This window comes from Streptomyces sp. KL109B (genome assembly GCF_030766935.1).
In the GTDB taxonomy this organism is placed as follows: domain Bacteria; phylum Actinomycetota; class Actinomycetes; order Streptomycetales; family Streptomycetaceae; genus Streptomyces.
Genome location: NZ_JASERL010000003.1, coordinates 200,605 through 223,177 on the forward strand (window position 1 = coordinate 200,605; position 22,573 = coordinate 223,177).

Genomic DNA, 22,573 nt, shown 5'->3' on the forward strand with positions numbered 1-22,573 from the left:
GCTCTGCCCCGGACCCCGCGCCTCAATCGCCGGCGGGGCTTGATGTGTCCGCCGGCGAGGCAGCCTGGAGGGTCACAGTCGTAGGCCTCTCGCGCGGAGCCATGGCAAGGGGTCGATGCCTGAGCCGAATTGGGGGGTGACGCGGACCTCGAAGTGGAGGTGGGGGCCGCTGACGTTGCCGGTGGCGCCGGAGAGGGCGAGGGTTTCGCCCGTGTCGAGGTGGTCGCCGGTCTTGACGCCGATGCGGGACAGGTGGGCGTACTGCGTGTAGTAGCCGTCGGCGTGCCGGACGACCACCTGGTTGCCGAAGCCGTCGCCGCATCCCGTGTAGACGACGGTGCCCGCGCCGACCGCCCGCACCGGCGTCCCGGTGGGAACGGCGAAGTCCTGGCCGGTGTGCGCGTTCGCCCACAGGCGGCCGCCGGAGCCGAAGCCCGCCGACAGCGGCGCGGGGCTCACCGGCTTCACCCAGGTCCGCCCCTTGCCCGCCCGGTCGTGCTCGCCGATGTCACCGCGCCCGCACGCCCCTCCCCCGGTCGGCATCGGCGGCCCCGCCGCGAGGGCCCGCGCCCGCGCCCGCCGCACCTCCGCCTCGGCCTTGTCGAGCTTCGCCTCGATGTCGTCGCGGGCCGCCGCCCTGCGCTTCTCCTGCGCCTTGAGCCCCTTCACGAGTCGGGCGGACTCGGCGCGCCGCTCGGCGATCCGGTCCCTGGACTCCGTCGCCCGGTCGGTGAGCTGGCGGGCGGCGCGGTCGCCGCGGCCCGCGAGGACGGCGGCGTCGAGGGCGCGCCGCGGGGAGGACGAGGTGAGCAGCGGCAGCATCGTGCCGAGCCCCGAAGCGCCCTGGTACTCACTGCGCGCCTGGCGGCCGAGGGTGGCCATGAGCGCGTCGAGCCTGCGCTGCTCGGCGGCCTGTCGCTTCGTCACCTCGGCGAGCCTGCGCTCGCCCTTGCGCGCGGCGGCCCGTGCCTTCTCGTGCGCGGCGACGGCCTTCGACGCCTGCTGTATGAGGTGTTCGGCGCGGGCCGAGAGCTGTCCGAGGCCGGGCCCGTCGTCGTGCGCGGACGCCTGGCCCGCCCCGGCGGAGCCGAGGAGCGCGGCGACCACGGCGGCCACGCATGCGGCCCTCGTCGCGCGCATCTTCGTACGCCTCGTCGTACGCCCCGTCGTACGCCTCGTCGCGCGCTTCGTACCGTTCTTGGTTCCGTGCCCGTGCCCGTGCCCTTGCCCGTTCCGTCGTGTACATCGCATCGACCGAATGTCGCAAAAAGGGCAAGCCGGACGGTGGCGCGTCGCCGTGTCGGCCGCTCAGGGTCCATCGAACGGCCGTGGGGCCGGTCCCGGTGGACCGGCCCCACGGCCGTTGTGTGGGTGGACAGTTGGTCAGAGGTCGCGGCGGCGGCTCCGGCGGACGGCGAGCAGGAGCAGCGCGCCGAGGCCGAGGACCAGCGCCGCCGCCGTGGCCAGGACGACCGTGTCGTCGTCGGCGCCGGTGTCGGAGAGGTGGCCGCTGGGGTTGCCGGGCTTGGCCGGGGGTGTGGCGGGCGGGGTGTCGGGGTTGTCGGGGGTCGTGGGTGTGCTGGGGGTCGGGGGCTTCGGGGTCTTCGGGGTCTTCGGGGGCGGGGGCACCGTGACCGTCGTGGTGCAGGCGTTCGCGCAGGTGGCGTCGGGCGGGCCGGTGACGGCGTTGGCGAGCGTCCGGTCGCCGGTGACCGGGTCGTCGACGGTGACCGAGTAGGTGACGGTCACCTTCTCCCCGGCCGGGACGTTCCCGGACCAGCTCAACTTCGGCTCGTCGTAGGAGACATCACCGGCACTGGCCTCGGCGTCGTCGTTGTACGTCGCGTCGTCGAGCACCTGGCCGAGGTCGTCGGTGAACTCGGCGCCCATGTACCGCGCGTCGCCGCTGCTGGCGACGGTCACCGTGTAGGTGACGGTGTCGCCGGGCTTCGCCTCGCTGGTGGAGGCGGACTTGGTGAGCACCAGGTGGGCCGGTTCGACGCGCACCGTGTGGTCCTCGACCTCGCCGGGCCCGCCGTAGCCGGTCGCCGTGACGGCGTGCGTGTCGGCGCGGGCGGCGGCCCGTCCGGCGGACCGCTTCGCGGCGGCCCGGTTCGCGGCCGCGGTCGACTCGTCGCCGAACAGCCGCAGCCGTACGAACGTCTCGCCGGGCTTCATGCGCTGCAGCCCGTCCCACTTGAGCGTGGCCTCGGTGGCGCCGTCCGGTACATCGGCGGTGGCCATCTCGGCGTCGTCGAAGGTGCCGTCCCCGTCGCTGTCGATCCAGCCCGCGAGCACGGCGCCCCGGCCGGTGGTGTTGGTGACCGGCACCTTCGCCGTGTAACTCCCCTGGTGCTGCTGGAGCGTCACGGTCTTGAAGCCGTCGTCGTCCCCGTCGTCGCCCGCCCTGGCGTGCGGCACCCCGTCCCGCTCCGGTTCGACCGAGCGGCCCATGTGCAGCCCGCGCACGACCTCGTGGAACGCGCCGCCGCTGGCCCGCCGCGTCTTGTACGAGTCGGGGGCGTCCCCGAAGTCGTAGTCAGGGGCCGGGAGCACCGTCGTACAGTCCGGATCGGTGCCGTCCTCCGGGCAGTTGGAGCCGGGCGGCCCGACGACGCCGTTGACGAACTTGCCGTCGCCCTCGTCGGTCACGGTGAACGTGTACGTCACGGTCGCCGACTCGCCCTTGGCCAGGTCCCCGGTCCAGGTCAGCTCCGGCTCGGCGTAGGTGACATCACCGGAACTGGCCGCGGCGTCCTCGTTGTACGTCGCGTCGTCGAGGACCCTGGTGAGGTCGTCGGTGAACGTGGCGTCCCGGTAGTCGGCCTCACCGGTGTTGGTGACGGTGACCTTGTAGCTGACGGTGTCGCCCTCCCTCGGGACGTCAGGCGTGGCCGTCTTCTTGAACTTCAGGGTGGGGACGCCGACGTCCGTGGTGCAGTCCGGGTCGTCGGACCCTTCCTGGCAGTTGCTGCCGGGGGCGTCCGAGACGACGGCGTTGGTCAGTTTCTTGTCGCCGCCGGGCGGGGCGCCGACGGTCACGGAGTACGTGAGGGTGACGGTCCGCCCGGCCCCGACATCGCCCTTCCAGGACAGCTTCGGTGCGTCGTAGGAGACCTCACCAGCCGTGGCCTCGGCGTCCTTGTTGTACGTCGCGTCGTCGACGACACCCGACAGGTCGTCGTCGAGCGCCACGTCCTTGTGCGCCACCTTCCCGGGGTTGGTGACGGACACCGTGTACGTGACCTTCTCCCCCGGCTTGGCGTCGGCCTTGTCGGCGGACTTGGCGATCTCCAGCGGGGCGTAGGGGTCGACGGTGACCGGGTAGTCCTCGATCTCCCCGACCGGCGCCCGGTCGGAACCGGCCCGGCTCCCGTCGGAACCGGCCCGCTTCCCGTCGCCACTGGCGCCGCCGCTCGTGTTCGGGACCGGCGCGTCGACCGTGCCCTCCTGAAGCCAGAGCCGCGCGTACGTGCCGCCCTCCTCAGCGCCCGTGAGCCCCGACCAGTCGAGCGTCGCGGAGGTGGCCCCGGCCGGGACGGCGGCCTTCGCCAACTCGCCCTTGCCGAAGGTTCCGTCGCCGTCGAGGTCGATCCATCCGGCGAGGGTGGCCGGTGCGCCGGTGGTGTTGGCGAGGGTGACCGGAAGCCGGTACGAGGTCATGTCCGTGCTCAGCTGCGGCCAGTCGGTCACGCCGTCGTCGACGGTGTCGCCGGTGGCGTCGTACGGCTCCCCCATCGAGGGCGCCCGCGCGTCCCGCTCCGAGGACACCTCGTCGCCGAGGAGCAGCCGGTCGTCGGCGCCGGCGACGGGCCCGTCACTGCCCTTGGCGGTGCCGTACGAGTCCGGCGCGTCACCGAAGTCGTAGGCGCGCAGACAGCCGGCGGCGTCCGCGTTGCTGGTGGTCGTGGTGGAGCCGATCCGCGTGGCCTCGCCGATCCGGTCCGCGGTGATCGGGTTCCCGGGCGTGGAGGCGGACAGGTCCAGGCTGTAGAGGCCGCCCTTGCGGTTGCCGTAGAAGTAGTAACCGCCGTGCTCGTCGGAGAACGTCTGGTACGTCCCGGCGGCCGTGCCCTGCTCGTCCGATGGCAGCTGGGTGCCCAGGTCGGTCCAGGTCCCGGCGTCCGGGTCGAGGCGCCACAGGGTGCCGTCACCGGCGGCCGTGTAGAGCATCCCGTCGCCGGGGTGGAAGTCGAAGTCCCCGGAGCCGTGCGCGGCGCCGATGTTCTTCTTCGACAGCACCGTCGAGTAGGTGTCGCTGTACGGGTCGGTGTCGATCACGTACAGGTCGTACGACTTGTGGTCGAAGACGTACAGCTTCGTGCCGTCCGAGGAGGTGGCGGCCATGGCGGCGACGTCGGAGTCGATCCCGTCGATCTTCGTGCTCGTGTACGTGCCGGTGTCCGGGTCGATGCGCAGGAGTTGGCCCGAGGTCGCCCGATAGCCGTACAGATAGCCGTCGAGCTGGCTGTAGCCGATGCTGACGTTGCGGCTGCGGTCGTCGCCGAGCGAGCCGATGCGGGTCTTGTCGCCGGTGGCGGGGTCGAACCGGGACAGCACGTACGCGCTGCCGTCCCACTGCACGAGGTAGCCGGTGTCGGAGCAGTAGCCGCCGCGCGGGGGCTTGTCCACCGTCACCTTCGTCGTGCAGCCGTCCTCCGCGCCGGTCACGCAGTTCGAGTCGCTCGACCCGGTGACGACGTTCTTCGCCGTGCCGTCGCCGGTGGCGGGGTCCTTCAGCGTCACCGAGTAGGTGAGCGTGGCCTTCTCGCCCGCGTCCAGGGTCGGCGACCAACTGAGCTCCGGTGACGTGTAGTCGGGAGTTCCGGCCGAGCCCTCGGCGTCGTCGTTGTACGTCGCGTCGTCGAGCACGTCCGTGAGGTCGTCGGTGACCGGGGTCTTCGTGGACACGGGCCCCGTGTTCTCCACGGTCACCTTGTACGCGACCTTGTCGCCCGGCTTGGCCTCGCTCCCGGATTCCGGGGTGGAGGTCTTGGTGATCTTGTAGCCGGGGTCGGCGAAGCGCACGGTGGCGCACTCGGTGGGCGGCTTCATGCCCGAGAGCTCGCCGACGTTGTCCGGGCAGTTCTTGTACTCGCCCTTCGCCGCCGTCACGTCGACGCTCAGCGTGCAGGAGGACTGCCCCTCCGTCAGATCACCTTTCAAAGCAACGGAGTTGCCACCCGAGGCCGCGTCGACCGAGCCGTTGGCGCAGGTCGTCCCGGTGGCCGCGGGGTCGGCGACGGTCAGGCCCGCGGGCAGGCTGTCCTTGAACGACCAGCCCTTCTTGGCCCGCAGGTCCGAGGTGTTGGTGACGGTGAAGTTCAGCGTCGACGTGCCGTCCGACTTCGCGACCGCGGGGCTGAACGACTTCTCCACACGCGGGGTGACGTCCAGGACCTGGATGTCGTCGAACGCGGCGTCGTTGCCCGCGTTGCTCCCGTTGCCGTTCACCATGCGCACGCCCAGCGTGCTGCCCTTGAACAGCACGGGGGCGTCACTGGTCGTGTGCACCGCCTTCGCGCTGCGGCCGCCGACCGAGATGGTCCGCGCCTCGCTGTCGGTGCACGGGTTGATGGGCTTCGCCGACGCGGGGATCGCCGTCTCCCCGTCCATCAGGGAGAACTTCAACAGGGGGTCGGAGGCATAGCAGTTGAAGGCCGCCGAGGAGACGCCGAACGTGTAGAAGCGGCCCGGCGTGACGCCGATCGGCCGCTCCGTCTCGAACTGCACCGAGTTCGCCTTGGGCGCCGTGACGGTGAAGGCGGCCACCGCGTGGTTGGCGTCGGGGTTCGCAGACCCGTTCAACTGGCCGAGCGCGTTGGCCAGATCGCGGGTCTGGTCCCACCACGAGCCGCAGTCGGCGGTGCCGGGCTTGTACCCGGCCGAGTCGGCCTTGTTCAGCACCCAGCCGTTGCAGCCCTTGAGCCAGCCCGGGTCGGCCGTGTACGTCATGTTCCGCGGAGCGGCGCCGGTGTAGTCCGAGAGCAGGACCGGGTCCCCGGTCGGATTCTCGAAGCCCTCCTTGTAGACCTCCGTCGGCTCCTCCGGGGTGGCGGCCGCACGCTGCGGGGCGGGAGCGGCGGCGTGGGCCGCGCTCGCCCCCACCACCGGCAGCGGCCCCGCCACCATGGCGAGCACGGCGCCGAGCACCACACCCGCCCTTCGGAACCAGTGTCTTGCGCCGTCCATCGAGCCCGCCTCCGTAACGGAAAGTAGTCGGAACTGGCACGACGCTCACACACCGCTTATGTGACTAACGGCACATTTATGGACGAAGAGGGTGGTTCCACCTGTTCGGGCCAAGAAAAGTGGCGCCGACAGCCATCACCGGCCGCGTGTACCCTTGACGTGCAAGCGAAGGGGAGTAGCCCCGCGAACCGGTCGTCGACACACTGGAACCCCCGGGTTCCCGGTGGCCGGGCTCACGTCGGACGCCGATGTGGGTGGGCGAGACCTTCGACCAGGCAGAACACAGCACGCGTAGGCAATCCGCACACGCGTGTCCGCTGCCGGGTCGAGTGGTCCTCCCTACGCAGCGGGGCGGGGACCGCGTTGACCCGGCCCGCACAGAAAGCGCCCCCCATGGACCTCGATCCCCTGGCGATCGTCACCGCCTTCGGACTGATCTTCCTCGCCGAACTCCCGGACAAGACGATGTTCGCGTCGCTCGCCATGGGCACGCGCATGAAGCCGCTCTACGTCTGGTTCGGCACGTCGGCCGCGTTCCTGGTGCACGTCGCGATCGCCGTCGGCGCGGGCTCCCTGCTCGGCCTCCTGCCCGGCTGGATCGTGAAGGTCGTCTCCGGCCTGATGTTCCTCTTCGGCGCGTTCATGCTGCTCAAGGGCGGCGACGACGAGGACGACGAGGACTCGGCTGGCGCGCGGACCGTCACCGGTTTCTGGCCGGTCTTCGGCACGGCGTTCATGGCCGTGTTCATCAGCGAGTGGGGCGACCTCACGCAGATCACCACGGCCAACCTGGCCGCCACGAACGGCACCTGGTCCACGGCCATCGGCTCGTGGGCGGCCCTGATGTCCGTCTCGGCCCTCGCCCTGGTCGCCGGCCGCTTCATCGCGAAGCGGGTGCCGCTGAAGACGGTCCAGCGGGTCGGCGGCTTCTGCATGCTGGCGCTGGCGGTGTGGTCGTTCGTGGAGGTGTTCACCGGCTGATCCGGGCCGATTCCGGACGCGGGCGACCGCCGCCCCTTGCCTTGACCCGCACGGATGCGTGAACGTGGCGCTCTACGTCGACCGTACTTTCGAGGAGATCGCCATGAGCAGCAGGGACGCCGACGCCGATGTCATCGTCGTGGGGGCCGGGCTCGCCGGGCTCGTGGCCACGTACGAACTGACCCGCGCGGGCAAGCGCGTTGTGCTGGTCGATCAGGAGAACGAGGCGAATCTGGGCGGCCAGGCGTACTGGTCGCTCGGGGGGCTCTTCCTCGTCGACAGCCCCGAGCAGCGGCGCATGGGGATCAAGGACAGCTACGAGCTGGCGCTCGCCGACTGGCTCGGCTCCGCCGGGTTCGACCGCGAGGACGAGGACCACTGGCCGCGCCAATGGGCCGAGGCCTACGTGCGGTTCGCGGCCGGGGAGAAGCGGGACTACCTGTACGGGCTCGGGCTCAAGGTCACTCCGAACGTGGGGTGGGCCGAGCGCGGTTCGGGCACGGCGACCGGGCACGGGAACTCCGTTCCCCGCTTCCACATCACGTGGGGCACCGGGCCCGAGGTCGTCCGCGTCTTCCGGGAGCCGGTGCTCGCCGCCGCAGAGCGCGGCCTCGTCGACTTCAAGTACCGGCACCAGGTCGACGAGTTGATCGTCGAGGACGGCGCCGCCGTCGGCGTACGCGGCTCGCTGCTCGAACCGTCCGCCGCCGCGCGCGGCGTCGCCTCCTCCCGCGAGATCGTCGGCGACTTCGAACTACGCGCGCGTGCCGTCGTCGTCACCTCCGGCGGCATCGGCGGCAACCACGAACTGGTCAGGAAGAACTGGCCCGTTGAACGGATGGGCGGTCCCGCGCCCGAGTCCATGGTGACCGGCGTACCCGCCTACGTGGACGGCCGGATGCTGGAGATCACCGAGGGCGCCGGCGCATCCCTCGTGAACCGCGACCGCATGTGGCACTACACGGAGGGCCTCAAGAACTGGGACTCGATCTGGCCGGGACACGGCATCCGGATCATCCCAGGACCGTCCTCGCTGTGGCTGGACGCGGAAGGCAAGCGGCTGCCCGCGCCGCTCTTCCCAGGACACGACACCCTCGCCACGCTCAAGCACATCACCGGGACCGGGCACGACCACACCTGGTTCATCCTGACCCGCGCCATCGTGGAGAAGGAGTTCGCGCTGTCCGGCAGCGAGCAGAACCCCGACATCACGGGCAAGGACCTGAAGCTCGTTCTCCAGCGCGTGAAGAAGGGCGCTCCCGGGCCGATCCAGGCCTTCCTCGACCGCGGGGAGGACTTCGTCGTGCGGCGGAACCTGAAGGACCTCGTCGCGGGCATGAACGAACTCACTCCCTCGACCCCCGTGACGTACGAGCAGATCGAGCGCGAGATCGTCGCCCGCGACCGCGAGGTCGACAACGGGTACTCCAAGGACCTCCAGCTCATGGCGGTCCGCAACGCCCGCTCGTACCTCCCCGACCGCATCACCCGCGTCGCCAAACCGCACCGCCTCCTCGACCCGGCGCAGGGCCCCCTGATCGCCGTACGACTGCACGTCCTCACCCGCAAGACGCTCGGCGGCCTGGAGACCAACCTCGACTCACAGGTCGTACGCCCCGACAAGTCCGTCTTCGAGGGGCTGTACGCGGCCGGGGAGGTCGCCGGGTTCGGCGGGGGCGGCGTGCACGGCTACAACGCGCTCGAAGGGACCTTCCTCGGCGGCTGCATCTTCTCCGGGCGTGCCGCGGGCCGCGCGCTGGCCAGGAGCCTGGCGTGAGTACGCGGGGCAGGGCCCTCGTGACAGGGGCCTCTTCGGGCATCGGGGCGGCGGTCGCGGCGGCGCTCGTGCGGCGCGGCTACCAGGTGTACGGGACCAGCCGCGACCCCCGGAAGGTGGCCTCGCCGGTGCCGGGCGTGGAGTACCTGCCGCTCGACCTCGCCGACGAGGAGAGCATCGCGACCCTCGTGCGCGCCGTCGGCGAGATCGACGTCCTCGTCAACAACGCCGGGGAATCGCAGAGCGGCCCGTTCGAGGAACTGCCGATGGACGCGGTGCGGCGGCTGTTCCAGCTGAACGTCTTCGGGGCGGTGCGGCTGAGTCAGCTGCTGCTGCCGGGCATGCGGGAGCGGCGGCGCGGGCGGGTGGTGATGGTCGGCTCCATGCTGGCCAGCTTCCCGCTCGCGTACCGGTCCTCGTACGTCGCCTCCAAGGCCGCGATCAAGGGCTTCGCGAGCGCGGCGCGGCGCGAGTACGCGCCGTACGGCGTCGGCATCACGACGGTGGAGCCGGGCTCCATCGCCACCGGTATCAGCGAGCGCAGGACGCAGTACGTCGCGGAGGACTCGCCCTTCCGGACCGCCTACGACACGATGCTCGCCGCCCTCAACGCCAATGAGGCGAGCGGGATCTCGGCCGAGAAGGTCGCCGCGAAGGTCGTCACCGCGGTGGAGGCGGGCCGCCCGCGCCCCCTGTACGCGGTGGGCAGCGGCGCGCCCCTCGTGTTCGCCCTGCGGAGGGTGCTCCCGAGGTCGGCGGCGGAACGGATGGTGGCGAGGCGCCACGGCCTGTCCTGACACTCGCGCCCCGATCTCTTGAGGCGTAGGAGGACGCGCTGGACGCCGCACCCGGAACCGCTTCAACGGATATGCGCGCGGGCTATTCCAGCCCGGCCCCCACGGGCGTACATTCCCCACACCGTCGACGCACGCACGGTCGACCGGATGAACTGCGTCGGTGCTGTTCATCCCCAGCCCGTGCACTGCCCAGGACGGAGTGCAGGCGCAGCACAGCGGGAGCACCTGCGAAGGCCGGCCCGGCCGCTCCCCTCGGAAAGCACCATTCCGGTCGGGCCGAGCCGCTCCCCGGCGGATTGTCGGTGGGGGCAGGCACACTGGGGCCATGACTGAGAGCAACGGGGTCACGCCGCCCACCGACGCCACCATGCCCGACTGGGAGAAGCGGTTCCGGGCGCCGCGCGTCTCGCTGCCCGACTGGGCGGAGGACGCGCCGGACCGCTCCCTGTTCGTGTCGAACGCGACGGGGACGTACGAGCTGTACGCGTGGGACAGGGCCACGGGCGAGCAGCGCCGCGCGACGGACCGGGCGAACGGGACGACGGACGGCGTGCTCTCCCCCGACGGCGCGTGGATCTGGTGGTTCGACGACACGGACGGGGACGAGTTCGGGACCTGGAAGCGCCAGCCCTTCGAGGGCGGCGACGACACCGAAGCGGTGCCGGGACTCGCGGCCTCGTACCCCGCCGGGCTCGCCCTCGGCCGCGACGGCCGCACCGCCGTCGTCGGCCGCTCCACGGACGAGGACGGCACGACGATCCACGTCGTACGCCCGGGGTCCGAGGCCCCCGTCGAGATCTACCGGCACCACGAGTCGGCGGGCGTCGGCGACCTGTCGCACGACGGGACGCTGATCGCGATCGAGCACACCGAGCACGGCGACGCGATGCACGGCGCGCTGCGCGTGGTCCGGCTCGACGGTTCGACGGTCGCCGAGCTCGACGACTCCAAGGGCGGCCAGGAAGAGCTCGGCCTCGAAGTGCTCGGCTTCGCGCCCGTGGCAGGCGACACCCGGCTGCTCGTCGGGCACCAGCGGCGCGGCCGCTGGGAGCCCATGGTCTGGGACGTCACCACCGGCGAGGAGACCGACCTCGCCCTCGACCTGCCGGGCGACGTGTCCGCGGAGTGGTGCCCGGACGGCTCGGCGCTCCTCGTCGTGCACGAATTCGAGGCGCGCGGCGAGCTGTGGCGCTACGAGTTCGCGACGGGCGCGCTGACGAAGGTCGACACCCCGGTCGGCTCGGTCTCGGGCGCCACCGCGCGGCCCGACGGCAGCGTCGAGTACCTGTGGTCCTCGGCCGCCGAGCCGTCGGCCGTGCGCTCGACGACGGGTGACGTGGTCCTCGACCCGCCGGGGATGCGCGCTCCCGCCTCCGTGCCCGTCGAGGACGTGTGGGTGGAGGGCCCCGGCGGCCGCATCCACGCCCTCGTACAGAAGCCGGCGGACGCTCCCGCCGGGCCGCTGCCCACCGTGTTCGAGATCCACGGCGGGCCGACCTGGCACGACTCCGACGCGTTCGCGGCGGGCCCGGCGGCCTGGGTCGACCACGGGTACGCGGTGGTGCGGGTCAACTACCGGGGCTCCACCGGATACGGGCGCGAGTGGACGGACGCACTCAAGCACCGCGTCGGCCTGATCGAGCTGGAGGACATCGCGGCCGTGCGCGAGTGGGCCGTCTCCTCCGGGCTCGCCGACCCTGAGCGGCTCGTCCTCGCGGGCGGCTCGTGGGGCGGATTCCTGACCCTGCTCGGCCTGGGTACGCAGCCGGGCGCGTGGGCGGTGGGGCTCGCGGCGGTGCCGGTCGCCGACTACGTGACGGCGTACGAGGACGAGATGGAGGCGCTCAAGGCCCTCGACCGCACACTGTTCGGCGGGTCTCCGGAGGAGGTCCCCGAGCGCTTCCGCGTCTCCTCCCCGATCACGTACGTCGACGATGTGAAGGCGCCGGTCTACATCTCGGCGGGGGTCAACGACCCGCGGTGCCCGCTCCAGCAGATCGACAACTACGTCGACCGGCTCGCGGCGCGCGACGCGGTCCACGAGGTGTACCGGTACGACGCGGGGCACGGTTCGCTCGTCGTCGAGGAGCGCATCAAGCAGGTCGCGCTCGAACTGGACTTCGCGGAGCGCCACTTGCCGAACTGACCGGCGCCGCGGGGCAAGGGAGGGGCCGGTGCACGGGTCTTTATTTCGGACCCCGTACCGTGGGGGTGTGTACCGGTTCCTCCTGACCCCGCGCTGGTGGGGGATCAACATCTTCGTCCTGCTCGCGATCCCCGTGTGCATCTTCATGGGCTCGTGGCAGCTCAGTCGTTTCGAAGACCGGGTGCAGGACCACAAGACGGTGTCCGAGCAGACGAAGGTGAACAAGACGGCGGCGCCCGAGCCGCTCGCCTCCGTGCTGCCCGTGGACCAGAAGACGTCCGGGAAGCGGACCACCGCGACCGGGCACTACGGCAAGCAGCTTCTCGTGCCGGGGCGGGACCTCGGCGAGCGCGGCGGGTTCTACGTCCTGACGCTGCTCAAGGTCGACGGGACCGGGAAGGCGTTGCCGGTGGTGCGGGGGTGGCTGCCGGGGAAGGCGTCCGCCGCGAAGGCGCCGGCCGCGCCGAAGGGGAAGGTCACGGTCGTCGGGGCGCTTCAGGCGTCCGAGTCCGCGACGTCGAACGGGGTGACGGCCACGGGGGGCCTGCCTTCCGACCAGGTCGGGGTGATCAGTGCGGCGTCGTTGGTGAACCTGGTGCCGTACCGGGTGTACGACGCGTGGGTCACGCTCGACGAGGCGGATGCCGGGATGACGGCGGTGCCGGCCACCGCGCCTGAGGGCAGCGGGCTCGACCTCAAGGCGTTCCAGAACCTTGGCTACACGGGTGAGTGGTTCGTGTTCGCGGGGTTCGTGGTCTTCATGTGGTTCCGGTTGGTGCGTCGCGAGGCGGAGGCCCTTCGGGATGCGGAACTGGGGATCACGGAGGCGTCTTCGGAGCCGGCTCCCTCGGCCACGGTCTAGCTCCGCCGGCCGACCGGTCCCACGCCACGGGGCTCCGCCCCGGACCCCGCGCCTCAAACGCCGGCGAGGCTTGATTTGCCGAACCGGCGTTACGGACGCGGGGCTCTGCCCCGGACCCCGCGCCTCAAGCGCCGGCCGGGCTTGATTTACCGGACCGGCGTTACGGACGCGGGGCTCTGCCCCGGACCCCGCGCCTCAAGCGCCGGCGAGGCTTGATTTGCCGAACCGGCGTTACGGACGCGGGGCTCGGCCCCGGACCCCGCGCCTCAAGCGCCGGCGGGGCTTGATCATGCCGTTACGGCCGCGGGGCTTGAATGGCCCGCCTGCTCCTGGCGGTCGGCCGTCGTCGGCTTGGGCGGCAGGGTGGGCAAGGCGGCCCCCGGTGCGGCGCACGCAAAGCCACGGGCGTCGGCCACGGCACGGGGTGGGTCAGGACGCCGGGAGGATACCCGTTCGGTAGAGCGTGCCTGCGCAGGCGTCGGGGATGGTGGTGGCCGTTGAGGGGGCGCCCGGTTCGGCTGTGTGGGAGACGGCGACGCTGCCTTCGTCGCCGCCGCCTCCGTCGGAGCCGAGTTGCGTCGTCGTCTGGGTGTCGGTGCCGGTCGTGGCGTCGCCGCCGTTGCCCGTGTCCTGGCTCGCCGAGGGCGAGGGCGAGGGGTCCTCGGAGCCGCCGCCGCTGTCGCCGCCGCCCGAGGCGGAGCACGACGCCGAGGGGACCCACGCGAACCGCACCTCGTACGCCTTGCCCGGTTCGAGGATCAGCTGGCTCGGCTCGGTCGAGGGGTCGGGCAGCCCGGAGCCGTCCCCGGACGTGTGGTCGACGACGCTCACCTTGGTGGGGTCGGCCGCGCCCTGGGCGACGGTGACCACGGAACCGGGGTTGTCCACCGTGCAGTTGGACCCCGAGACGTTCGCGACGCGGAACGTGCCGTACACCTTGCCGTCCGCGTCGGGCGCGCCGACCGTCGCGGACGGCTTGCCCAGCTCACCGGCCTCGCACCCCGGCGAACTCGCGGCCGCGGTGGACGCCGGATCGGCGCCCCCCGTGGCGCCGCCCGTCGCCTTGCGGCCGCCGCCCTTCTTGCCCTTCTTGCCGTCCTTGCTCTTGCCCTTGGCGTGCGAGGGCGTCCCCGCGTCCCCCTGCCCCGTACCGCCGGACGCCGCCCCCGCCGTGGCCCCGCCGCGCGTGGCATCGCTGCTGTTGCCCGCGATGGTCGGCCGGTCGCCGGAGGAGTCGGGGTTCGTCACGTGCAGCACGGCGGGCACCGCCATCGCCGCGAAGACTCCGACGGCGATCGCCCCGACCGCCGCCTGCCGTTTGCGCGCGCGCCGGGCCGGAACCGCGCGCTGCAACTCGTCGAGCGCCTGGTCCGATGGCTCGATCTCCGAGACGGCCTGCCGCATCATGCGGCGCAGCGCCAACTCGTCCTTGTCGAGCTCCGGACCCTCCCCCTGCTCGGCGGCGGTGTCGACGGATTCGAGGGGCCCCGAACCCGTCGCCGCACGCACTTCGTCGGCCGACCGACCTCGGCCGCCGTCGAGATGGTGGTTCATGCCGGCTCCTCCATGGCGACGCGCAGCGCCGCGATCCCGCGCGACCCGTACGCCTTGACCGAGCCGAGCGATATCCCGAGCGCCTCGGCGACCTGCGCCTCCGTCATGTCCGCGAAGTAGCGCAGCACGAGGACCTCGCGCTGGCGGCGCTGCAGCCCGCGCAGCGCCTTCTTCAGGGCGTCCCGCTCAAGCAGGTCGTACGCGCCCTCCTCCGCGCTCGCCATGTCCGGCATCGGCTTGGTGAGGAGCTTGAGGCCGAGGATGCGGCGGCGCAGCGTGGACCGCGACAGGTTCACGACGGTCTGGCGCAGATACGCGAGCGTCTTCTGCGGGTCCCGGACCCGCCCCCGCGCCGAGTGCACGCGGATGAACGCCTCCTGCACGACGTCCTCGCAGGAAGCGGTGTCGTCGAGAAGCAGCGCCGCGAGCCCCAACAGGGAGCGGTAGTGGGCGCGATACGTCTCGGTGAGATGGTCGACGGAGGTACCGGCCTGCGTCATCGACTCGTCAGCGCCCTCGACCTGTGCCGGAACGCGTGCCGGTCGCGCGGCTGGCATGGGGGCGATCACCGGCATGCCGCCGGCCACGCGGGCCCGACGGGTTCCGAGGGGTGCGAGAGGGGGACGAAGGGCCGCGCCCGTCGCCCGTACCGCTGTGAAGTCCAGTACTTCTGCCACGCCTGTTGGACAAGCTTCCCCCCGTCAGGGTTGTACGCGTCCGACGCCCCTTTTGCGACAGACCTCGTCGTCCCCACCAAGGACGCCGCCCCGAATGCCGACATGCGTACCACTCTTCCCCTATGCCCCGTATGCCCGGTGCGGGTCGACGCCTCCGTGGGGCGACCGCAAAGACGCTCCCCGCCCTGCGGTCGGTTGCAGGACGGGGAGGAAAAACCACCTACACAAAGCTCACACAGAATCTTACGAGTCAACGCGCGTAGGGGAAGGGGCTGCCCATATCCCGGGCACCGAAAGAGCCGCAGCTCACATCGCGCGGCTCAGATCGTGGAGAGTTCGGCCGCCACCAACTCGGCGATCTGCGCGGTGTTCAAGGCCGCGCCCTTGCGCAAATTGTCCCCGCATACGAAGAGTTCGAGCCCGGCCGGATCGTCGAGCGAGCGCCGCACGCGCCCCACCCATGTCGGGTCGGTGCCCACCGCGTCGGCGGGCGTGGGGAATTCACCGGCGGCCGGATTGTCGAAGAGGACGACGCCGGGGGCGGTCGCGAGGATCTCGCGCGCGCGGTCCACGGTGACCTCGCGCTGGAAGCGGGCGTGGACGGTGAGGGAGTGCGTGGTGACGACGGGCACCTGTACGCAGGTGACGGCGACCCTGAGGTCCGGCAGGCCGAGGATCTTGCGGGACTCGTCCCGCACCTTCATCTCCTCCGAGGACCAGCCGTCCTCGCAGAGCGCGCCCGACCACGGCACGACATTCAGCGCGACGGGCTCCAGGAAGGGCCCGGTCTCGTCGCCGACGGCCCGCCGCAGATCCCCCGGCTTCGTACCGAGCTCGGAGCCCGCCACGAGCGACAGCTGCGCGCGCAGCGTCTCGACTCCGGCGTGGCCCGCCCCGCTCACCGCCTGATAGCTGGACGCGACCAGCTCGTGCAGGCCGAACTCGGCGTGCAGCGCGCCGATCGCCACGATCATCGACAGCGTCGTGCAGTTGGGGTTGGCGATGATGCCGCGCGGCCGCACGCGCGCGGCGTGCGGATTGATCTCGGGAACGACCAGCGGTACGTCCGGGTCCATCCGGAAGGCTGGCGAATTGTCCACCACCACAACGCCCTTGGCGGCGGCGATGGGCGCCCACTGCGCGGCCACCTCGTCGGGTACGTCGAACATCGCGACGTCGACCCCGTCGAAGACGGACTCCTCAAGCGCGACGACCTCGACCTCCTCGCCGCGCACGGTGAGCTTGCGCCCCGCCGAACGCGCGGAGGCCACGAGCCGGATCTCGCCCCAGATGTCCGCGTGCTGCGAAAGGATCTGCAGCAGAACGGCGCCGACGCTCCCGGTCGCTCCCACGACCGCGAGCGTCGGACGCCGCTCAGGTGCTTCGGCCATCAGCGGCCGGTGCCTCCGTAGACCACGGCCTCGTCGGAGTCCGAGTCGAGCCCGAAGGCGGAGTGCACGGCGCGCACGGCCTCGTTCACGTCATCGGCGCGCGTGACGACCGAGATGCGGATCTCGGAGGTGGAGATCAGCTCGATGTTGACCCCCGCGTCCGTCAGCGCCTCGAAGAAGCCGGCCGTGACGCCCGGGTTCGTCTTCATGCCCGCGCCGACGAGGGAGATCTTGGCGATCTGGTCGTCGTAGCGCAGCGAGTCGAAGCCGACCGTGGCCCGCTGCTTCTCCAGGGCGTCGATGGCCTTGCGGCCCTCGGTCTTGGGAAGCGTGAACGAGATGTCGGTCAGACCGGTCGACGCCGCCGACACGTTCTGCACGATCATGTCGAGGTTGATCTGGGCGTCCGCGACAGCCCGGAAGATCTTCGCGGCCTCGCCCGGCTTGTCCGGTACCCCGACGACGGTGATCTTCGCCTCGGAGGTGTCGTGCGCGACACCGGAGATGATGGCCTGCTCCACGCCCTTTTCCCCTTGCTGGTTCTTCTTCTCGACCGGCTCGTTGCTGACCCACGTGCCCTGCAGCCCACTGAAGCTGGAGCGGACGTGGATCGGGATGTTGTACCGACGGGCGTACTCCACGCAGCGGTGGAGCAGCACCTTCGACCCGGAGCTGGCCAGCTCCAGCATGTCCTCGAAGGAGATCCAGTCGATCTTCCGCGCCTTCTTCACGACGCGCGGGTCGGCCGTGAACACGCCGTCGACGTCCGTGTAGATCTCGCAGACCTCGGCGTCGAGCGCCGCGGCGAGGGCGACAGCGGTGGTGTCGGAGCCACCACGACCCAGGGTCGTGATGTTCTTGCCCTCCTGGCTGACGCCCTGGAACCCGGCGACGATGGCGATGTTGCCCTCGTCGATCGAGGTCCGGATGCGGCCCGGCGTGACATCGATGATCCGCGCTTTGTTGTGGACCGAGTCCGTGATGACTCCGGCCTGACTGCCCGTGAACGACTGGGCCTCGTGGCCCAGGTTTTTGATCGCCATCGCCAGCAAGGCCATGGAGATCCGCTCTCCGGCGGTCAGCAGCATGTCGAATTCGCGCCCGGCAGGGATCGGGGATACCTGCCCGGCGAGATCGATCAACTCATCCGTCGTGTCGCCCATCGCGGACACCACAACGACAACCTGGTTGCCGTTCTTCTTGGCGTCGACGATGCGCTTGGCGACCCGCTTGATGCCCTCGGCATCTGCAACGGAGGAGCCTCCGTACTTCTGCACGACAAGGCCCACGTGCGCTCCTCGCTCAGTCCGTCTGTCACCACATGTACGTATGCGTACTGCGGTCGGCTCAGTCTAACGAGCGGCCGAAATCCGCCCCGGCCATATCACTCCGTGAGATGTCCCGCCCACGGCTTGATCACCAGGTTTCCGTTTGCCGACATCCGGCCGCTCGGACAATCGCATGCCCAGCCCTGCCGGGCGCAACCGGGATAGTGGGGTGGGTCACACGCGGGCGCTCGGTTAGCCGGGGTTGGCGTTGCGCAGTTCCCCGCGCCCCTATCGGGGCGCTCCGCTCCCGCTCATTTCACCGGGCGTAGGCCCAGTGGGCCGGCGATTTCCTCGGCCATGACCTGGCCCGCCTCCTCCTCCAACGTGTCCTCGGTCGTCGTCAGGTCCTCGTCGGTGTCGAGGCCGTCGAGGTCGTCGAGGGGCTGGTTGAGGCGGACGTGGGCGACCAGGGACTGGAGGGCGCGCAGGGTCGCCGAGGCGGTCGAGCCCCAGTTGGAGAAGTACGAGAACTGCCACCACCACAGCGCCTCGGTGATCCGGCCCGCCCGGTAGTGGGCCATGCCGTGGCGCAGGTCGGAGACGACGTCCGCGAGGTCGTCCGAGATCCGCGCGGCGACCGGCGCCTTGCGCGGCTCGTACGGGTCGAAGACCTCCGAGTACACGTCGACCGGGTCGAGCAGCGCGGCGAGCCGCTCGCGCAGGTCGTCGGCGTCCATCGCGTCCTGCTCGGCGCCGAGATCGGGCTCGTAGCGCTCCTCCGGGAGGATGTCCTCGTGCGCGCCCAACCGGCCGCCCGCGAGCAGCAGTTGGGAGACCTCGAGGAGCAGGAAGGGCACCGCCGAGTCCGGCTCGTCGCCCTTGGCGACCTCGGTCACGGCCACGATGAACGACTCGATCTGGTCCGAGATCTGGACGGCGAAGTCGTCCGGGTCCTGGGCGGTGGCCGGGGTGGCTGGCGTCTTAGACATCTAGGAGTCTTCTCCCCTCGAAGGCGCGGCCGAGGGTCACCTCGTCCGCGTACTCCAGGTCGCCCCCGACGGGGAGGCCGCTGGCCAGGCGGGTGACCTTCAGGCCCATGGGCTTGATCATGCGGGCGAGGTACGTCGCCGTGGCCTCGCCCTCGAGGTTCGGGTCGGTGGCGAGGATGAGTTCGGTGACCGTGCCGTCCGCGAGGCGGGCGAGCAGCTCCCGTATCCGCAGATCGTCCGGGCCCACGCCCTCGATCGGGCTGATCGCGCCGCCGAGCACGTGGTACCGCCCGCGGAACTCACGGGTGCGCTCGATCGCGACGACGTCCTTCGGCTCCTCCACGACACAGATCACGGAGCCGTCCCGCCGCTGGTCGCGGCAGATGTTGCACAGCTCCTCCTGCGCGACGTTGCCACACGTCGCACAGAAGCGGACCTTCGCCTTGACCTCCATCAGGGCCTGCGCGAGGCGCCGTACGTCGGTGGGCTCGGCCTGCAGGACGTGGAAGGCGATCCGCTGCGCGCTCTTGGGACCGACGCCGGGCAGCCTGCCCAACTCGTCGATGAGGTCCTGGACCACGCCTTCGTACACGGATTGCCTTCCCTGCTGCTTACGGTTGTCGCTTGGTACGTACGGTAGTTGGCGGCGGGGTCAGAAGGGGAGACCCGGAATGCCGCTGCCGCCGCCGAGACCCTGGGCGAGCGGGCCGAGCTTCTGCTGCTGGAGCGTCTGCGCGTTCTCGTTGGCCGCCGCGACCGCCGCGACCACCAGGTCGGCGAGGGTCTCGGTGTCCTCCGGGTCGACCGCCTTCGGGTCGATGACGAGACCTCGCAGCTCGCCGCCCCCGGTCACCGTCGCCTTGACGAGACCGCCGCCGGCCTGGCCCTCGACCTCGGTCTGCGCCAGCTCCTCCTGAGCCTGCGCGAGGTCCTGCTGCATCTTCTGGGCCTGCTGGAGCAGCTGCTGCATATTGGGCTGGCCACCACCGGGGATCACGATCAGCTCCTGTTCCGGTCCGTTACGCGTCTTCGGACAACCGAGCCTACGTGGTCGGGGGGCCACCCGCCCCGGCGACGTGAAGCCTCCCGGGGTGGACGGGGGCTCCGTTCCGGTCTGCACTCTTTCGAGTGAGATGGGTTGCTTTCTATACCTGATGCAGGCCCACGTCCGGGCGGAGATCCGGTGAAAACTGGGGTTCGGCCACCCATTGGGCGGTAGGAAGATGCTGCACATTCAGCCCCAGCCGTGACCAGTCGTAGGGAGTTCCGGGTGAGTCAGCCGGAGATGCAGCCCGAAGGAGCGCCCCAGGAGGGGGCGGGCCCGGGTGAGAACGGCGCCGCCCAGGGCAACCACGGCAAGAAATCCGGGAAGCCCGGGAAGGCCGGGAAGTCCCCTCGGCAGGGCGATCTCACCGGCCGTACGTTCCCGCTCGGCGACTGGGGCGAGCCCGCCGAGCGGCTCGACGAGCTGTACCGCTGGGTCGAGGAGGGCGCGCTGCGCACCGCGGACTGGTACCTCGCGGACCGGGTGTGGAAGCGGCGGTGCGCGCGGGCGCTGCGTACGGGCACGGTTCTCGGGGCGGTCTGCGGAGGCGTCCTTCCGCTGCTCGACCTCACGGGTGTGGTCGGGGGCGCGGCCCCCTGGGGATATCTGTCGCTGCTGCTCGCGGTGGCGTGTGTGGCGGGTGACCGGTACTTCGGGCTTACGTCCGGGTGGATAAGGGACGTCGCGACGGCGCAGGCCGTGCAGCGCAGGCTCCAGGTGCTCCAGTTCGACTGGGCGTCGGAGAACGTACGGGAGGTCCTCGGCCCCACCGAGGGGACGGCCAGTGAGGCGGCCGAGCGGTGCCTGGGGGTGCTGCGGAGGTTCTCGGACGACGTGACGGAGCTGGTGCGGGCCGAGACGGCGGACTGGATGGTGGAGTTCAAGTCCGGCCCCGCGCCGCTCACGATGCAGGCCGCGGGGCAGGGGGCCGCGCGTCCCGCGGATCAGCCGAGCAGTCGGTTTCCGTTGCCGCCGGGGGCGCGGCCGAACATGCCGAGGCAGCGGCCGCCGGAGCCGAGGTAGCGGTTCGGGTCAATGGGAGCCCCTCCGGCGATTGAGGAGCGGGGTCCGGGGCGGAGCCCCGAGGCGTGGGGCTCCGGTGCCGGTCAGCTGAAGATGAGCATGGAGCCTTGTGCCAGGCTGCGGGTCGCCGCCTGGTGGAGGCCCAGCCATACGTGGCGTTCGCGGGCGAAGGGGTTGTCGTCCAGGGGGACGGCCGCGGCCGGTTCCTCCAGGGACGTCGGCGCGGCGGGCGGGGCCGGTGGCCGGGGCGGGTTGGCCGGGTCGATGCCGATGGACGGGGCCACGAACTCCAGCTCCCGCAGCAGCGTGTGCGAGGAGCCCAACGGGCCGCCTCCCGCCAGGAGTTCGTCGTTGGAGAGCGGTTCCGGGAAGTCCACGGGGACGTACGCGCCCGCGTGGTCGTAATGCCAGACCAGGTGGGAGCTCTGGGCCGTCGACTCGAACATCTCCAGGAGTTGCTCGTAGTCGCCGCCCAGTTCGTCGACGGGCGTCACGGCGAGGCCGCAGATCTGCAGGAGGTACGCGCGGCGCAGGAAGTGCAGCGCGTCGTAGTCGAACCCCGCGATCGGCGCCACGTCACCGGAGAGGCCCGGCATGTACGCGTAGACCGGCACCGGTGGCAGTCCTGCCTCGTTCAACGCCTTGTCGTAGAGCGCGAGTTCTTCGGCGAACGGATTGTCGGGGCTGTGGCACAGCACGTCGACCAGGGGAACGAGCCACAGGTCACAGGCCAAGGGGGCTCCTCAGTGCTCCGGAGTATCGGCGTAGGTCAGGGTAGTGGGGTGCGGGGCAGGGTTGACCTGTCTTGCGCGTACCCGTTGTTCCTGCTCCCTAGCCGCCCGTCAGTTCCTCGATGAGGGTGAGGGAGTCGTCGTTGTACGAGGCGATGAGCGCGTGCGCGGCGTCCGGGTCGCGGTCCGCGAGGGCGTCGACGAGTGCGCAGTGGCCCGCCCACAGGCGGCCCTTGAGGTCGCCCGCGGTGCGCAGGTGCGGGACCGCGCACATCCAGGACTGGACGCGCAGGCGGTGGAAGAAGTCGGAGAGGTACGGGTTGCCGAAGAGGGCCGAGAGCTCGCGCCAGAAACGCAGGTCGTAGCCGATGAGGACGTTCAGGTCGCCGGCCGTCGCGGCGCGGGACGCCTCCTCGCCGCGGCGGCGGACGCCGGCGAGGTCCTCCGGGGTGCGGGGGGTGCGGTCGGGGTCGGCCGCCAGGCCCCGGAAGATTCCGTCGGCGACGAGGCTGCGGGCCTCGATCATCGCGCGGTAGTCCGGGAGCGAGTACTCGTGGACGCGGAAGCCGCGGTGCTGCGCGGAGTCGAGGAGGCCCTGGGCGGACAGGTCGACGAGGGCCTCGCGGACCGGGGTGGCCGAGACCCCGTATCCCTCGGCGATCTCCTTCACCGTGAATTCCTGGCCGGGCGTGAGGCGTCCCGCGAGGATCTCGTCGCGCAGGGCGTCGGCGATTTGTTGGCGGAGGGTGGAGCGGGTGACGGCGGGGCCGTCTGGAGCGGGCACGGGTGGGTCCCCCGGTTCGGCTGGTGTGGGTCGGTTCGTGTGGCTGGTTAGGTTACGCCTGCGGGGTGGGGGGGCGTGTGTGGTTGGTTCGGCCAGCGCCGGGGCTTTGGGCTGGGCCGGGGGTGGCGTGTGTGACTGGTTCGGCCAGCGCCGGGGCTTTGGGCTGGGCCGGGGGTGGCGTGTGTGACTGGTTCGGCCTGCCACATGGGCCTTGGCCGTACCGGGGGCGGCGTCCGGTGCTCCGTTGCGCGGCACGGGTCCCTTTCCCGGCTGCGCCGGTGCCGGGTCATCTCCCACCCACCCGCCCCCTCCGGGGGCGTCGGCCCCCCCCGTGCGTGGTGTCGGGGTTGGCCCGT

General features: G+C 71.2%; 17 protein-coding genes. 6 read left to right on the plus strand and 11 right to left on the minus strand.

From position 1 onward, the window contains the following. Window positions 1–72 precede the first annotated feature (72 nt). Window positions 73–1,140, minus strand: coding sequence for a M23 family metallopeptidase (locus tag RBJ65_RS12230; protein WP_306318470.1), 1,068 nt, complete (start codon window positions 1,138–1,140; stop codon window positions 73–75). Between the two features lie 243 nt (window positions 1,141–1,383). After that, window positions 1,384–6,192, minus strand: coding sequence for a GEVED domain-containing protein (locus tag RBJ65_RS12235; RefSeq protein WP_306318469.1), 4,809 nt, complete (start codon window positions 6,190–6,192; stop codon window positions 1,384–1,386). 393 nt (window positions 6,193–6,585) lie between these two features. Between RBJ65_RS12235 and RBJ65_RS12240 the strand changes: the two genes are divergently transcribed. From RBJ65_RS12240 to RBJ65_RS12260, 5 genes are all read left to right on the plus strand, one after another. Next, a complete protein-coding gene (locus RBJ65_RS12240; RefSeq protein WP_306318468.1) occupies window positions 6,586–7,173 on the plus strand; it encodes a TMEM165/GDT1 family protein in 588 nt (195 codons plus the stop codon). A 103-nt stretch (window positions 7,174–7,276) separates the two neighbouring features. Beyond that, window positions 7,277–8,950 carry an FAD-binding dehydrogenase gene (locus tag RBJ65_RS12245; RefSeq protein ID WP_306318467.1) on the plus strand — a complete coding sequence of 558 codons (1,674 nt, stop codon included), beginning with the start codon at window positions 7,277–7,279 and terminating at the stop codon, window positions 8,948–8,950. Next, window positions 8,947–9,747, plus strand: a complete 801-nt coding sequence (locus RBJ65_RS12250; RefSeq protein WP_306318466.1) for an SDR family oxidoreductase — start codon at window positions 8,947–8,949, stop codon at window positions 9,745–9,747. The genes RBJ65_RS12245 and RBJ65_RS12250 overlap by 4 nt, the downstream gene beginning before the upstream one ends. 325 nt (window positions 9,748–10,072) lie before the next feature. Next, window positions 10,073–11,893 (plus strand): prolyl oligopeptidase family serine peptidase, encoded by a 1,821-nt coding sequence (locus RBJ65_RS12255; protein ID WP_306318465.1) that lies wholly within the window; start codon window positions 10,073–10,075, stop codon window positions 11,891–11,893. Window positions 11,894–11,960: 67 nt separating this feature from the next. Then, the gene (locus RBJ65_RS12260; RefSeq protein ID WP_306318464.1) at window positions 11,961–12,755 is read left to right on the plus strand and encodes an SURF1 family protein; all 795 of its coding nucleotides are present in this window, start codon (window positions 11,961–11,963) and stop codon (window positions 12,753–12,755) included. A gap of 429 nt (window positions 12,756–13,184) precedes the next feature. On the opposite strand, the gene RBJ65_RS12265 is transcribed toward RBJ65_RS12260, so the two are convergent. The 7 genes from RBJ65_RS12265 to RBJ65_RS12295 form a co-directional block, all read right to left on the minus strand. Further along, window positions 13,185–14,309: a hypothetical protein gene (locus tag RBJ65_RS12265; protein ID WP_306318463.1), complete on the minus strand. Its 1,125-nt coding sequence runs from the start codon at window positions 14,307–14,309 to the stop codon at window positions 13,185–13,187. Continuing rightward, on the minus strand, window positions 14,306–14,986 hold the full coding sequence (locus tag RBJ65_RS12270) for a SigE family RNA polymerase sigma factor (RefSeq protein ID WP_372341242.1): 681 nt from the start codon (window positions 14,984–14,986) through the stop codon (window positions 14,306–14,308). The genes RBJ65_RS12265 and RBJ65_RS12270 overlap by 4 nt, the downstream gene beginning before the upstream one ends. A 320-nt stretch (window positions 14,987–15,306) precedes the next feature. Further along, complete coding sequence (locus tag RBJ65_RS12275) at window positions 15,307–16,377, minus strand: aspartate-semialdehyde dehydrogenase (protein ID WP_306318462.1); 1,071 nt, start codon at window positions 16,375–16,377, stop codon at window positions 15,307–15,309. Beyond that, entirely contained in the window at window positions 16,377–17,666 is a 1,290-nt protein-coding gene (locus RBJ65_RS12280) for an aspartate kinase (RefSeq protein WP_306318461.1), read from the minus strand. Before RBJ65_RS12280 ends, RBJ65_RS12275 begins: the two co-directional genes overlap by 1 nt. A gap of 290 nt (window positions 17,667–17,956) precedes the next feature. Continuing rightward, on the minus strand, window positions 17,957–18,634 hold the full coding sequence (locus RBJ65_RS12285) for a DUF5063 domain-containing protein (protein WP_306318460.1): 678 nt from the start codon (window positions 18,632–18,634) through the stop codon (window positions 17,957–17,959). Beyond that, entirely contained in the window at window positions 18,627–19,226 is a 600-nt protein-coding gene (gene recR / locus RBJ65_RS12290; protein ID WP_306318459.1) for a recombination mediator RecR, read from the minus strand. Before recR ends, RBJ65_RS12285 begins: the two co-directional genes overlap by 8 nt. A gap of 60 nt (window positions 19,227–19,286) precedes the next feature. Continuing rightward, on the minus strand, window positions 19,287–19,631 hold the full coding sequence (locus RBJ65_RS12295; protein WP_306318458.1) for a YbaB/EbfC family nucleoid-associated protein: 345 nt from the start codon (window positions 19,629–19,631) through the stop codon (window positions 19,287–19,289). A 273-nt stretch (window positions 19,632–19,904) separates the two neighbouring features. Here RBJ65_RS12295 and RBJ65_RS12300 point away from each other — a divergent pair, with 273 nt between their 5' ends. Beyond that, the gene (locus tag RBJ65_RS12300; protein WP_306318457.1) at window positions 19,905–20,702 is read left to right on the plus strand and encodes an SLATT domain-containing protein; all 798 of its coding nucleotides are present in this window, start codon (window positions 19,905–19,907) and stop codon (window positions 20,700–20,702) included. An 83-nt stretch (window positions 20,703–20,785) separates the two neighbouring features. Here RBJ65_RS12300 and RBJ65_RS12305 read toward each other — a convergent pair whose 3' ends face one another. Together RBJ65_RS12305 and RBJ65_RS12310 are read right to left on the minus strand one after the other, a co-directional pair. Further along, window positions 20,786–21,436, minus strand: a complete 651-nt coding sequence (locus RBJ65_RS12305) for a hypothetical protein (RefSeq protein ID WP_306318456.1) — start codon at window positions 21,434–21,436, stop codon at window positions 20,786–20,788. Window positions 21,437–21,533: 97 nt separating this feature from the next. After that, window positions 21,534–22,217 (minus strand): GntR family transcriptional regulator, encoded by a 684-nt coding sequence (locus tag RBJ65_RS12310; RefSeq protein WP_306318455.1) that lies wholly within the window; start codon window positions 22,215–22,217, stop codon window positions 21,534–21,536. Window positions 22,218–22,573 lie beyond the last annotated feature (356 nt).